The sequence below is a fragment of the Candidatus Eisenbacteria bacterium genome (assembly GCA_020847735.1).
In the GTDB taxonomy this organism is placed as follows: domain Bacteria; phylum Eisenbacteria; class RBG-16-71-46; order RBG-16-71-46; family RBG-16-71-46; genus CAIXRL01.
On the sequence record JADLBL010000023.1, the window covers coordinates 1 to 14,378 of the forward strand.

Annotated in this window: 9 protein-coding genes; 6 read left to right on the forward strand and 3 right to left on the reverse strand. The window is 71.7% G+C overall.

Features of this window, described 5'->3' with window-relative positions; translation table 11 throughout:
- Positions 1-259 (reverse strand): transposase (locus IT347_12070; protein MCC6350313.1); only part of this gene is annotated, 259 nt, incomplete at its 3' end.
- A 164-nt stretch (positions 260-423) separates the two neighbouring features.
- Here IT347_12070 and IT347_12075 point away from each other — a divergent pair.
- Positions 424-3,156 carry a hypothetical protein gene (locus IT347_12075; protein ID MCC6350314.1) on the forward strand — a complete coding sequence of 911 codons (2,733 nt, stop codon included), beginning with the start codon at positions 424-426 and terminating at the stop codon, positions 3,154-3,156.
- 180 nt (positions 3,157-3,336) lie between these two features.
- Complete coding sequence (locus IT347_12080) at positions 3,337-6,093, forward strand: zinc-dependent metalloprotease (GenBank protein MCC6350315.1); 2,757 nt, start codon at positions 3,337-3,339, stop codon at positions 6,091-6,093.
- 400 nt (positions 6,094-6,493) lie between these two features.
- Here IT347_12080 and IT347_12085 read toward each other — a convergent pair whose 3' ends face one another.
- Together IT347_12085 and IT347_12090 are read right to left on the reverse strand one after the other, a co-directional pair.
- Complete coding sequence (locus tag IT347_12085; GenBank protein MCC6350316.1) at positions 6,494-6,742, reverse strand: hypothetical protein; 249 nt, start codon at positions 6,740-6,742, stop codon at positions 6,494-6,496.
- Positions 6,743-6,919: 177 nt separating this feature from the next.
- Positions 6,920-7,567: an NAD(P)-binding domain-containing protein gene (locus tag IT347_12090; protein ID MCC6350317.1), complete on the reverse strand. Its 648-nt coding sequence runs from the start codon at positions 7,565-7,567 to the stop codon at positions 6,920-6,922.
- A gap of 205 nt (positions 7,568-7,772) precedes the next feature.
- Here IT347_12090 and IT347_12095 point away from each other — a divergent pair, with 205 nt between their 5' ends.
- From IT347_12095 to IT347_12110, 4 genes are all read left to right on the forward strand, one after another.
- Positions 7,773-9,389 carry a SpoIIE family protein phosphatase gene (locus IT347_12095; protein MCC6350318.1) on the forward strand — a complete coding sequence of 539 codons (1,617 nt, stop codon included), beginning with the start codon at positions 7,773-7,775 and terminating at the stop codon, positions 9,387-9,389.
- 173 nt (positions 9,390-9,562) lie between these two features.
- Positions 9,563-10,459: a serine/threonine-protein phosphatase gene (locus IT347_12100; protein MCC6350319.1), complete on the forward strand. Its 897-nt coding sequence runs from the start codon at positions 9,563-9,565 to the stop codon at positions 10,457-10,459.
- The gene (locus IT347_12105) at positions 10,456-11,640 is read left to right on the forward strand and encodes an aminotransferase class V-fold PLP-dependent enzyme (GenBank protein ID MCC6350320.1); all 1,185 of its coding nucleotides are present in this window, start codon (positions 10,456-10,458) and stop codon (positions 11,638-11,640) included. Before IT347_12100 ends, IT347_12105 begins: the two co-directional genes overlap by 4 nt.
- Positions 11,641-11,643: 3 nt before the next feature.
- Positions 11,644-14,295, forward strand: coding sequence for a serine/threonine-protein kinase (locus tag IT347_12110; GenBank protein MCC6350321.1), 2,652 nt, complete (start codon positions 11,644-11,646; stop codon positions 14,293-14,295).
- The last annotated feature ends 83 nt before the right edge of the window (positions 14,296-14,378 follow it).

Here is a 14,378-nt window from a genome sequence, read left to right on the forward strand (position 1 = left end):
ACGACAGGTTCACCTGGATCTCGCGCATCAACCGCCGCTCCGACGTGATCCCGAACAGGTGGCCGATCAGCATCGCCTTCAAGAGCTGCTCGGGTGGGACCGACGGCCGCGCCAACGGGCTGTGGAAAGGCGCCATCCGCTCGCGGATGACCTCCCGGTCGATCACGGATTCGATCGCCCGCAGCGGGTCGTCGGCCGGCACCAGCGGGTCCACGGAGGTGTAGTGGAACATCGCCGTCTGGTGGTTCGAGGCGCCCATCGTGGGTCGCGGTCTCCTTCCTGGATGCTCCGCAACCTACCGGGTCGCCTGGACGAAGTGCACCCTTTTTCAGCAGCCTGTTAGACTTTTCCCGCTTCCGAAGGCGCAGCGCGCGATGCGCGGGCGCGAACCGACCTGCACGACTTCGATCGGAGAAGACACCCATGACCCGCGTCCGCCGCCCGTTGCCGATGGCCCTGCTCGCCTGCGCCCTCGTCCTCTCGGCGACGGCGGGCGGCGCGACGGCCCGGCCGATTCTCTTTCCGCCGCTTCCGAACGGCGTTCGCGAAGTCCGCGACGAGCGCGACGTGTCGCCCTACCTCGCGGCGTGGAAGGCCGCGTCGCTCAGGCGCGAGCGCGCCGCGGCGCGACCGGCGACGCTCAACCAGCAGTCGTGGGACGCGCGCTGGTACGACCTGGACCTGTCGTTCGCGCCCACCACCTCGACCGTCTCCGGCACGGTGCGCATGAAGGCGACGGTCACCGCCGGCGCGGTCTCGAGCGCGGACCTCGACTTCGCCGCCGGCATGGTCGTGGACGGCGCGACCTCGGGCCCCGGCGCGACGACCTGGTCGCGCGCCGGCGACGTGCTCACGCTGGATCTGGACCGGGCCTATTCGGCGGGCGAGACGTTCGACGTCACGGTGACCTATCACGGCACGCCGACGGGCGGCTATTTCGGGTTCCAGATGGTGAACGGCCGCGAGATCATCTGGAGCCTTTCCGAGGCCTACGGCGCCCGCACCTGGTGGCCGTGCAAGGACGCGCCCGAGGACAAGGCGGACTCGGTGACCGTCCATTTCACGGCGCCGCTCGGTCTGACGACGGTCTCCAACGGCACCCTGGTGAGCACGGTGATGAACGGCCCGACGGTGACCGCGAACTGGAGCGAGCGTTATCCGATCGCGACCTACCTGGTTTCGATCGCGAGCTACCCGTACACCGTCACGACCGACTGGTACCGGCCCTCGCCCGCCGACTCGATGCTGCTGCGCTTCTGGAACTACCCCGAGTCGGTCGCCGGCGTCTCCGCGGTGCAGGCGAAGGTCAAGGACATGATCGCCGCCTACGCCGCGCGCATGGGCGAGTACCCGTTCCTCGCCGAGAAGTACGGCCACGCCGAGTTTCCATTCGGCGGCGGCATGGAGCACCAGACCTGCACGAGCATCGGCGCTTTCCCCGAGTTCGTGGTCGCGCACGAGCTGATGCACCAGTGGTGGGGCGACCTCGTGACCTGCCGCGACTTCCACCACATCTGGCTGAACGAGGGCTTCGCCACGTACGGCGAGGCGCTGTGGGCCGAATCGCAAGGGGGATACGCCGCCTACAAGGCCGACATGGACCAGAACCGCTACCTGGGGCCCGGCTCGGTGTGGGTGCCCGACGCGAGCAACGAGACGCGCGTCTTCGATTCGAACCTGTCCTACAACAAGGGCTCGTGGGTGCTGCACATGCTGCGGCACGTGCTCGGCGAGCAGACGTTCTTCGACGCGCTGCTCGCCTATCGCGCGACCTGGGGATACAAGAGCGCGACGACCGAGAACTTCCGCGACGCCTGCGAAGCGGTCTCGGGCCGCGACCTCGACGCGTTTTTCCAGCAGTGGATCTACGGGGAGTACTACCCGCAGTACCGCGCGAACTGGACGAGCGCGCCGGCCGGTGGCGGCTACGACGTCACGCTGACGCTCGAGCAGACCCAGTCCTGGCAGCTCTTCACCATGCCGGTGGACGTCACCGTGACCACGGCCGGCGGTGAAACCACCTTCGTCGTTCCCGACTCGCTCGCTTCGCAGCAGTTCGTGCTCCACGTCGCCGACGCGCCCGTGAACGTCGAGGTGGACCGCGACGGCTGGATCCTCAAAACCATGGACCAGGTCGTCGCCAATCCGACGTTCCAGAAGTCCGTGCTGCTCGTGAACGGCGTGGACTGGGCGACCTACGGAACCGAACTCGCGAGCGCCTGCACCGACAAGGCCTTCTGGGGCGCGTACGGAATCGATTTCTGGGACACCTTCGCCGCGCCCGAGGGCGGGTATCCCGCGACTCTGCCGGCGCCGCTCGGCCACGGCTCGGTGCCGGGCGACGTGCTCGGCCAGTACCGGAACGTGATCTGGCTCGGAAACAACTACGCCGGCGACCTCTTCCACTGGCAGGACTCGCCGGTGCTCCAGTACCTGCGCGCCGGCGGCAACCTGCTGCTGCTCTCGCGGCAGGGCGAGACGTTCCTCGGCGACTCGCTGCGCGCCTACCTGGGCGTGAACTGGGCCGCGACCGGCCAGACGCTGCCCGACGCGGCGGCGACCCGGCCCGGACTGGCCGGCATGGCGCGCACGGCCACGCAGTCCGCGTGCGCCGTCTTCGACACCGCGTCGGCGACCGGCGAGACGAGCACGCTGCTGCGCACCGCCAGCGGCTTCACGCCCGCGCGTGGCATCGGCGCGATCCGCATTCCCGCCGCGGGCGCCGGCTCGCGGCCGGCGGGCGGCCGCTTCGCGTTCGTCTCGGGCCGGCCGTACCGCTGGACGCACGCCCAACTCCAGACGAACGTGACGGCGATCCTGTCCGCGTATTTCCTCGAGCCGGTGAACCTCGCGGACGCGGACGGCGGCGCGCCGCCCGCGCGGCTCGCATTCGCGGCGCCGGCGCCCAACCCGTCCAGCGCCACGACCGCGCTGCGCTTTTCGCTTCCGCGCCCGGGTCGCGTACGACTCGTGGTGATGGACGTGGCCGGACGCCGTGTGCGATCGCTGTTCGACGGTCCGCTCGCCGCGGGCCCGCACGAACTCGCGTGGGACGGCCGCGACGAAGCCGGCGCTTTCGCGCCCGCGGGCCTCTACTGGGCGCGGATCGAAGCGGCCGGCGAGACGGCGACGCGAAGGCTCGCGCGGGTGAGGTAGGCGGCCGCGATCTCCCCGGCCGTCGCCGCCGATGCCGCGCCCGTCCCGCGCGGGTCGCGTCGGTCGTGCGTGCGGGCCTAGTTTGCGCGTCTCATGTTCAGCACCCGGTCTCCGGGTCACCGGCCCGAAACTCTTCCGCGTCCGGCCGGGACGCGTTCGCCCGCCAAGGAGCCGACTCCCATGAAGCGCAAGTCGTTCACGACCTTCCCGATCATGCTCGGCGCGCTCGCGCTGGCCGTCCTCGTGGGCGCGGGCCCCGCCGGCGCCGCCGACAAGGACAAGGACAGGAACAAGGACCGCGGCGGCGCGACGCCGGCCGCCCCCGAGAAGCCCGAGAAGCCGTTCACGGACTGGAAGAAGCTGACCAAGGACGCCGAGGCGAAGCCGGGCTTCTTCACGCTCTGGAAGAAGCGCGACAATCTCTACCTCGAGATCTCGCCGGACCAGCTCGGCAAACCGTTCCTGTACGTGGTCAGCATCGCGCGCGGCATCGGCGGCAACTTCGTTCTCGGCGGGCTGCCGCTCGACGACCGCATGCTGCGGTTCGAGCGCGTCGGCGACCGGGTGCTGCTGTACGACGTGAACACGCGTTTCACCGCGCCGAAGAACCTGCCGATTGATCGCGCGCTCGACCTTTCCATCCCGAACTCGGTGCTGGCGTCCTTCAAGATCGAGAGCGAACAGGATTCGACGAAGCATCTGCTGGTGGACGCGGCCGGCTGGTTCGTGAGCGACGCGACCGACCTCGCGGAGCGCCTGAAGGGCGCGCTCGGGAACGTCTCGGTGCGCTTCGACAAGGAGCGCTCGGCGGTCACCGGGGTCAAGGCCTTCCCGCGCAACTGCGAGGTCGAGGCGCTGCTCACGTTCTCGCCCAACGATCGCTCGCGGCTGTCGGTCGAGGCGGTGCCGGACGAGCGCTACATCCCCGTGTCGGTGCACTACTCGCTGTGCGCGCTTCCCGAGACGCCGATGGCCGAGCGCTGGGCCGACAACCGCGTCGGCTACTTCCTCGGCGCGGTGAAGGACTTCAGCCGCGACGACAAGGAGAGCTTCTGGCTGCGCCACGTCAACCGCTGGCGGCTCGAGAAGAAGGATCCGACCGCGGCGGTGAGCGAGGTCGTGAAGCCGATCACCTTCTACGTGGACTGGACGGTGCCCGAGAAGTTCCGCCCGTGGGTCAAGGAGGGCGTCGAGAATTGGCAGAAGGCCTTCGCGGCGGCCGGGCTCCAGCACGCGATCGTCGCGGTGGACGCGCCGAAGGACGACCCCGACTGGGACGCCGAGGACACGCGCTACAGCACGGTGCGCTGGATCACCTCGAACGAACCGAGCTTCGGCGCCATCGGGCCCTCGCGCGTGGACCCGCGCACGGGCGAGATCTTCGACGCCGACATCCTGTTCGAGGCGTCCATGTTCCAGAGCTACGCGAACGCCTACCGGCGCTACGTGGACCCGCAGGCGATGGCGGCCACGCTCCTGCCCGAGTCGCGCCTGGCGGCGCTGCCGCGGGGGCTGGGCCTCGGGGACCTGTGCACGCTGGGCGACGCGCTGTCCGAGGGCGGCTCGCTGCAGCACGTGGCGATGCTCATGGACGACGCGATCCCCCCGGGCGCGCCGATTCCCGACGCCTACCTGCACCGCGCGGTGGTCTGGGCGGTGATGCACGAGGTCGGGCACACGCTCGGCCTGCGCCACAACTTCCGCTCCAGCACCTCGACGCCCGACGACCGCCTGCAGGACAAGGCCTGGACGGAAGCGAACGGCCTCTACTCGTCGGTCATGGAGTACCCGAGCCCCAACATCGACTACACGCACCGGCAGCAGGGCGACTACTGGACGACCACGCCCGGCACCTACGACCTGTGGGCGATCCGCTACGGCTACACGCCGTCGAACGCGACCGATCCGGACTCCGACTACGCGTTCGCGCGCCGGATCGCCGACGAATCGCTGCAGGCCGGCCACGAGTACTCGACCGACGAGGACACCTACCCGGCGGACGCGCCCGACCCGCGTTCGAACATCTACGATCTCGGCAACGATCCGCTGCAGTTCGCGAAGGACCGCACGACCTACATCGCGGGTCTGTGGCGCAACCCGAAGCTCGAGGACCGCATCGTCGGCGGGAGCGGCGACCTGACCGCGCTGCGCCGGGCGATGGTCACGCTGCTGCAGCAGTACGGGATCGCGTCGGGCATGGCGGTCAAGTACCTCGGCGGCTCGTACCTCTCGCGCGTCGAGCGCGGCCAGCCGGGCGAGCGCGATCCGATCGTGCCGGTGCCGGCGGCGCTGCAGCGCGACGCGCTCGCGTTCCTCTCGCAGCGCGTGTGGGCGGCCGGCGCGCTCGACGCGCCGCCGGCGCTGCTCGACCGCATGGCGCCCAGCCGCTGGTCGCACTGGGGCATGGGCCCGGGCGGCGTGTTCGCGGGCCGGCAGGACTTCAACTGGAACGACTACGTGCTCGCGGTGCAGTCGGGGCTGGTTTCGGCCGCGACCTCGCCGGCGCTGCTCGCGCGCATGCGCGAGGCCGAGAACCGCAGCGCCGACCCGTACCGCCTGAGCGAGCACTTCGACCGCCTGACGCGCGCCCTGTGGGGCGAGGTCGGCGGCGCGGCGCCGGCGGCGATGAAGGCGCTCGACGGCACGGGCACGCGTCGCGACGTGCAGCGCGCCTACGTGGACCGGCTCGCGGCGATGGTCACCGGCGAGCTGGCGGTGAACGACGACGCGCTGTCGCTCGCGCGCCTGCAGCTCCAGCGCATTGACGCCCGCTGCGCGCGGGTGCTGGCGCTGGCGGCGCCGCTCGGCGACAACACGCGCGCGCACCTGCTCGAGGCGCGGGCGCGCATCAAGCGTGCGCTCGAGGCGGGAACCGACGTGAGTGGTGGCGCGGCCGCAGGGGCGCGCGGCCAGCGGGCGGCGGACGGGACGCGCTGATCACGACCGCCCCGGTCCGCGAGATGCGGGCCGGGGCGGTGTCGCATCGCATCGCTTCGACCGGTGGCGGCGTCACGCAGCACTGCTCGTCGGGGGCGGGACCTTTCGGGCGCCGGGTGGGGCGAGGCTCCGGAGGGCGTGCTTCTCACGGTCTTCGAGGGAGGCGTCGGGGAGTGCGCGGGCCGCGGCCGTTGCGGCTTCCTTCGCCTCGGCGAGGCGGAAGCGGAGCTTGCGCAGCCAGGGCATCGCTTCTTCGGCGCAGGCGCGGGCGGCTTCGTTCGCAGCGAGTTCGCGGGCGTAGGCCTCGCTTCGGGTGCGTTCGGATTCGGCGGGAAGAGGATCGGCCGGGCGGCCGCGCCGCCCGCCGGCGCCGCGAGGGCGATGACGCAGGCGAGCAGGGCTATCGGCAGCGGGCGGCGGCGAGCGTCTCGGGAACATCTGCCTCGCTTGCACCATTGGGAGCAACTAGCGCTGGCGCTAGTGAACCGTTCGACGGCTCCGGCGGCGCAAGCTGCTCCATGGCCATGGGCTGCGCCTTTGCGGCCCGCTCGGCGAGCAGCTCCTGCACCTGCCGCTTCGTCAGGCGAGCGGCGACCGCGATCAGCTCGGCCACGTTCTCCCGGGTCAGCGCCGGCGCGAGCAGGTTCACGGTCGTGAGCGTCAGCCGTCCGTCGGCGACGGCGTCGAAGAGCGCGGGGAACTCGCGTGCGGCCCGGGCGGCGTCGATGCGGCGGTAGGCGGCGTACTCGCACAGGTGCCACTCGGCGCCTGCTTTCTCGCCCCGTGAAGCCCGAGCTCTTTGCGCGGCGCGTCCGCCCCGCGCCCGCTACTTCTTGAGCACCCGGTACGCGTGCCCCCACTGCCCGGCGAGGAACCCCGGCGCGCACCAGAGGATGCAGAGCGGCTCGATCGCGCGCGCGCCCTCGACGCCGCCGATGTCCTGCCACTCCCAGCCGAACCTCGCGAGCACGTCCTGCACCTGCTTCTTGGCGCCGGCGTCGTTCCCGCACATGAACATCGTCGGCTTCTCGCCGCCGAAGTCGGGATTCACCATGTGCGCGTTGCCGACGCACGAGAACGCCTTCACGAAGTGGGCCTGCGGAGCGAGACGCTGGAGCCGCTCCATGAGCGAGTCCTCGAGCGTGGTGAAGAAGTGCAGGATTCCATTCGAGGGTGGCGCATCGGCGATTGGATTGGTGGCGTCGATCACGGTCCGGCCCGCGAGCGATCCGGGATCCGACAGCTTCACGACCGCCTCGGCCGCCGTGCCCTTGACCGCGAGCACGACGAGATCCGCGCCCTTCACGGCCTCGGCGAACGTCGCCGTCGTCGCCCTGGGCCCGGCTTCCGCGCGCCAGCCCGCGAGCTTCTCGGGCGAACGCGAGCCGCGCACGACCTCGTCGCCATGCTTCAGGAATCCATTCGCGAGCACTTCTCCCACCTTGCCCGAACCGAGAACCGCGACTCTTGCCATGATCTCTCCCTTTCCGCCGCGCCTGCGCGGGCACGCTGGGCGACTGTCCCGCCCGCCGCAGCCCCGCCCGCGCCGAGCCGCGATCCTGGCGGACCACCGGCTCGCAGGGGCCGGCGCCCGGAGCGCGAGTTTCGGCATCCCGGAAACGGCTCGCAAGCGATAACGCTGGCCGCCGGGCCGCCGGGCCGCGTACTCTCGCGGGCCCATGACCCTCAAACTCTCCACGACGCTCAACGGCGAGAACCGAACCTGGGCGCTCGAGGACCTGCCGGCACGCATCGGCCGCTCGTCGTCGAACTTCGTCCAGGTGCTCGATTCCAGTGTCTCGCGCGAACACGCCGAGCTCGCGCGCGACGGCAACCGCATCACGATTCGCGACCTCGGCAGCCGGAACGGCACGCGCGTGAACGGTCAGGACGCCGCCTCGCCGGTCGAGGTCAAGCCCGGCGACACGATCGAGGTCGGGCACGTCGTGATCCGCGCCGGACTCGAGGAAAGCCCGACGCAGTGGGCGTCCTCGCCGAGCCACGCGTCGTCGCTGCGCCTCAAGGTCGCCGACGTGCTCTCGCACCCGACCGCCGACGTCCGTGATCCGAACCGCATGGTCCGGCTGCTGGCCGAGGCCGGCCAGCTGCTCGTCCTGCCCAGGCCGCTGCGCGAGACCTGCGAGGAGATCCTGCGCTTCGTCGAGCGCGCGGTGCCCGCCAATCGGCTGCTGATCCTGCTGCGCGGCAAGGACGGCGACAGCCTCGAGCAGGTGGCGGCGCGCACCCGGGGGGCGAGCGCGAAGGACCCGCTCGCGCTCTCGCAAACCATCGCCAGCGTCGTGCTCGGCGAGAACACCGCGGTGATCACGGCCGATGCCATGAACGACCCGCGTTTCGCGGGCGCGCAGAGCGTCGTGGGCAACCTCATCCACTCGGCGATGGCGGTTCCGCTCTACGACAACGCCCGGGTGCTGGGCATCCTGTACGCCGACAGCACCAATCCGACGGTCACCTACGGCGCCGAGCAGCTCGAGCTGCTCACGCTGCTCGCCAACATGGCGGCGGTCAAGATCAGCAACGCGCGCCTGCTCGAGGCCGAGCAGGCGCGGCAGCGCCTGGCGCTCGAGCTCTCGACGGCGACGCGCATCCAGCAGAACCTGCTGCCGGAGGCGCCGACCGACGTGGCCGGCTGGTCGCTGCACGCGCTGCTGCAGACCTGCTACGAGGTGGGCGGCGATCTGTACGACTTCTACCAGCGCGCCGACGGCCAGCTCGTCTTCCTGGTCGGCGACGTCTCGGGCAAGGGCATGGGCGCGGCGTTGCTCATGTCCTCTGCGCTCTCGTCCTCGCGGGTGCTCTACGAGGCCTTCGACAACCCGCTCGCGCTGGTCGTGCGGCTCAACGAGGTGGTCTACCGCAGCACCGACGCGCGCAACTTCATCACCCTCTTCCTCGGCTACCTCGATCCGGCCAGCGGGCGGCTGCGGTACGTGAACTGCGGCCACCCCGAGCCGCTGCTCGCCCGCGGGCAGGCGCTGCGCTCGCTCGAGGCCACCGGCGTGCCGATCGGCATGATGGCGTCGTTCCCGTGGACGATGGGCGAGACGACGGTGGAGCCGGGCGAGACCATGGCGGTCTTCAGCGACGGCATTCCCGAGGCGCAGCGGGGCGACGAGTTCTTCGACACCGAGCGGGTCGAGCAGGCGATGCGAGAGTTGGGCGGCGAGGCCGACCTGGCGAAGCTGGCCGACGGGATGATCGCCCGCATTGACGACCACTCCGCCGGCGAGCATCGCAGCGACGACGTCACCCTCGTGCTGCTGAGACGGGCCTGAACGGTCCGCTCCGGCCGCCGGCCCGCCCGTGCCCCGGCAGTCCCCGTTCCGTGGGCGGACAGCGCACGTCGGGTGGGCGGGAAAGGCCCTGAAGGGTGTTTTCCGATGGCGCCATGCCCGGCGGCCGGGATAGGGTGGCCGGACCGAGATCCGCCCCCGGAGCCGCGTCGCGCATGAACAAGCCCGAACCGAATTCCGACGTCGAGGACGAGGTCGTCCCTCCGGCCCGCGTGACCGCCGACGTGGCGGCGCACAGCCACGTCGGGAACGTGCGCGAGCAGAACGAGGACTCCTACGCGATCTTCCGGCTGGGCCGCTTCCTCGAGCGCGTGGACAGCAACATCCCCGAGGAAATCTTCTCGTCGCACCGCGAGGACAGCGGCTGGCTGATGGCGGTGGCCGACGGCCTCGGCGGGCACTCGGCCGGCGAGGTGGCGAGCCGCACCGCGCTCGTCTCGATGCTGCAGCTCGTGCTGCGCTCGCCGCGCTGGGCGCTGCGGCTGGACGATCCGGCGACGCGCGAAGCCGACATCGCCGCCCTGTTCAAGCGCGTGCGCAGCTACTTCGCCGGCGTTCACGACGCCCTGCGCGCCACGTCGGCCAGCGACCGGAGCCTCGAGGGCATGGGCACGACCCTGACCTCGGGCTACTCGGTCGGCAACGACCTGTTCATCATCCACGTCGGCGACTCGCGCGCCTACCTGCTCCGCGGCGGGCAGCTGCGGCGCATCACCCACGACCACACGCTCGCGCAGTCGTACGCCGACCAGGGACTGATCCCGCAAGCCGAAGTCGAGTCGCACGAGCTGGGCCACGTGCTGACGCGCGCGATGGGCGCGGGCGAGGGCCACCCGGAGTACGACATCCACCACCTCGACCTGCAGCACGACGACCGCATCCTGCTGTGCTCCGACGGCCTTTCGCGCCACGTTCCCGAATCGGAGATCGCCACGCTGCTGCTCGCGTTCTCGGACAGCGCCGGCGCCTGCAGGGCGCTCGTGGACCGCGCCCTCGCGCAGGGCGGCACGGACAACGTCACGACCATCGTCGCCCGCTACCGCGTTCGATGAGCGACTTCGGGCGCGGGCTGCTCGGGCTGTGGCCGCTGGACCCGTCCCTCACCTACCTGAATCACGGCACCGTGGGCGCTCCGCCGCGCCGCGTGCTGGCGGCGCAGCGGGCGATCCGCCGTGAGTTCCACCGCCGTCCCGCGCCGGTGCTGCTGCGGCAGCTCGCGGACGTGGGCCCGGTCGCGATGCGCGAGCGGCCGCGCATGCGGGTCGCGGCCGACGCCGTCGCGGCGTTCCTCGGCGCGCGCGGCGACGATCTGGTGTTCGTGGACAACGCCTCGGCCGGCGTGAACTCGGTGCTGCGCTCACTGCGTTTCGAGCCCGGCGACGAGATCGTGGTCACGGATCACGGCTACGGGGCGGTCGCGAACGCGGTCGAGTTCGTGGCCTCGCGCACCGGCGCGCGGCTCGTGACGGCAACGCTGCCGCACCCGCTGTGGCGGGCGGACGCCATCACCGGCGCCGTGCTCGCGGCCGTCGGCCCGCGCACGAAGCTGGTGATCGTGGACCACGTGACCTCGCCGACCGCGCTGGTGCTGCCGGTCGAGGGGATCGTCGCGGGCTGTCACGCGCGCGGGGTGCCGGTGCTCGTGGACGGGGCGCACGCTCCCGGCGCGCTGGCGCTCGACATCCCGGCGCTCGGCGCCGACTGGTACACGGCCAACCTGCACAAGTGGGCGATGTCGCCGATCAGCTGCGGCATCCTGTGGGCGCCGCCCGCGCGGCAGCAGGACCTCCAGCCGCTGGTGGTGGGCTGGGGATGGGGCAGGAGCTTCACCGCCTCGTTCGACTGGCAGGGCACGCGCGATCCATCGCCGTGGCTCGCCGCCCCCGCGGGCATCGAGTTCATGCGCGGCCTCGGGCTCGAGGCGATGCGCGCGTGGAACCACGGGCTCGCGTGGGGCTCGGCCCGCCGGCTCGCCGAGCGCTGGAAGGTCGAGTTGCCGCAGGAGGAATCCATGGTCGGAACGATGGTGGCGGTGCCGCTGCCCGAAGCGTTCGGCGCCACCGGCGACGACGCACAGCGGATCAAGGACGCGCTGCTCTTCGAGGATTCGATCGAGGTGCACCTGCAGGCGATGCACGGCCGGCTGCTGTGGCGGATTTCGGCGCAGGTCTACAACGACGAGGCCGACGTCGAACGCGCGACGCGGGCGATCGAAAAGCGGGCGGAGGCCTGACGCGTGGCGCTGTCCCCGGGAACGAAGCTCGGCCCCTACGAAATCACCGCGCCGCTCGGCGCCGGCGGCATGGGCGAGGTGTACCGCGCGCGCGACGGGCGGCTCGGCCGCGACGTGGCGATCAAGCTGATCCCGGACGCGTTCGCGAACGACCCCGAGCGCCTCGCGCGCTTCGAGCGCGAGGCGAAGCTGCTGGCCTCGCTGAAGCACGCGAACATCGCGGTGCTGCACGGCCTCGAGGAGGCGGGCGGGCGGCGATTCCTGGTCATGGAATGCGTCGAGGGAGAGTCGCTGGCGCAACGCCTGCGGCGCGGGACCCCGCCGCTCGGCGAGGCGCTCGAGATCGCGCGCGCCGTCGCCGCGGCGCTCGAGGCGGCGCACGAAGGGGGCATCGTCCACCGCGACCTCAAACCCGGAAACGTCATGGTGACGCCGGCGGGCGACGTGAAGGTGCTCGACTTCGGCCTCGCCAAGGGGGGCGCGGGCGGCTCGTCGGACCCGAACATGAGCGCCTCTCCGACGCTGACCTACGCGGGCACCGAGGCGGGCGTCATCCTCGGAACCGCCGCGTACATGAGCCCCGAGCAGGCGCGCGGCAAGGCCGTGGACCGGCGCACCGACATCTGGTCCTTCGGCTGCGTGCTCTTCGAACTGCTCAGCGGGCGGCAAGCGTTCACGGGCGAGACCGTCTCGGACATCGTCGCCTGCATCCTGCAGGTCGAACCGGAATGGACGGCGCTGCCCGCGGCGACGCCCGAACGCCTGCGCGCGCTGCTGCGCCGCTGCCTCGAGAAGGACGCGAAGCGCCGCCTGCGCGACATCGGCGAGGCGCGGATCGAGATCGAGGACCTGATCGCCGCCGGACGCTCGGGCGCGCGGACCGCGCCGGCGGCCGCGGCGCGGCGGCCGTACACGCCGGGCGTGCCCGCTCTCGCCGTCGTCGCCGCGCTGGCGCTGGCCGCCGGGGCGTTCCTGCCGCGGCTCATCGTGCGCACGCCGCCACCGGAACCCGCCCGCTTCGAGGTGGCGGCCCCGCCCGGACCAACGTTCTACCCCGACGCGCAGTTCGTCTCGCTCTCACCGGACGGCCGCACGCTCGCGTTCGTCGTCCCGGACTCCGCCGGCGTCACCCGTCTCTGGATCCGGCGGCTCGACTCGATCACGCCCAGCGAACTGCCGGGGACCGAGGGCGCGCTGATCATGTTCTGGTCTCCCGACAGCCGCACGCTGGCGTACTTCGCCTCCGACGAGCGGCTCATGCGCGTCGCGCTCGAGGGCGGCACACCCGAGAAGATCTGCGACACCAAGGCCGCGCGGGGCGGAAGCTGGAATCGCGACGGCGTGATCGTGCTCGCGCCGTATCCCAACGGCGGCATCTACAAGGTTTCCGCCGCGGGCGGCCCGCTGGTCCAGCTCACGCACCCGGACTCGGCGCACGGCGTGACCGGCCATCGCTTCCCGGTGTTCCTGCCGGACGGCAGGCACTTCCTGTTCAGCGCCATTCCCGCCGGGCCGGATGGCAAGGGCGGGGTGTGCGTGGGGTCGCTCGATGGCGGGCCGACGCGGGAGATCGCCCGTGGCGAGACCGGGCCGGTGTTCGTTGCGCCGGGCTGGCTTCTCACGACGCGCAACGCGCGGATCGTCGCGCTGCCGTTCGATGCGCGCGCGGCACGCATGCGCGGAGAGCCGGTCGTGATCGGCGACGTGACCACGGGCACGCAGTTCGCCGGCGGCCCCGTGGTCAGCGCCTCGCGGGACGGTTCGCTGGCCTATCTCGAGCCCGCGGAAACCCGGAACCGGCTCGCCTGGCTGGACCTCGCGGGACGCGAGACCAGTGCGCCGCCCGTGCCGCCGGGGGACTACGTCCGCCTTGCGGTCGCTCCCGACGGACGGCGCGCGCTGCTCGTCGTGCAGACGGAGCCGACACGTTCCGACCTGGTGCTCGTGGACCTCGAGCGTGGCGCGCGCCAGCGATTGACCCAGTCGCCGGAGAACGCGGTCCAGATGAGGTGGTCGCCCGACGGGACACAGATTGCCTGGCTCGACGACACGCGACAGAGCCTCCACGTGCTCTCGCTCGCCGACGGTAGCCGGCGCGATCTCCTCGCGGGCGACCATGGCTACAAGCGCCTCGACCAGTGGACGCCCGACGGCCGCTCGCTGCTGATCGAGCGGCTGGACCCCGTGACCCGCTGGGACCTGTGGTTGCTGCCGGTCGATGGCGGGCCGCCCACGCCATGCGTGCGAACGCCGACCAACGACCAGGCCGGACAGGTCTCCCCCGATGGTCGCTGGGTCGCCTTCCAGAACGACGAATCGGGAACGGTCAACGTCTACATCCAGCCCCTCGCCGGAGCGGGGGCGCGCTACCAGGTGACGCTCGGCGGCGGCGTCGGAGCATGGTCGCCCGACGGCCGGCGGTATCTGTTCTCGAACGCCGACGAGCCCGGCGTCATTCACCAGGCCGAAGTGCGCGCCGGCCCGCCGTTCTCGCTGGGACCCGCGACGGTCCTCTCCCGGCTTCCGGCGAATGTCGTGGACCTGGACATGGCCCGGGACGGCAGGCGCTGGCTGGTGCTGCTCGCGGCCGGAAACGCGCGACCGCCGGCAGCGGTCGTGCTCCAGAACTGGCAGGCGGCGCTTCGCAGGCATTGAGGCGCGGCTTCGGGCGCCTCGGCCCCGGAACTGGACGCGGCCCTCGCCGGTCGTGCACAATCGCCCGCCGCAGTCGCAGTGGC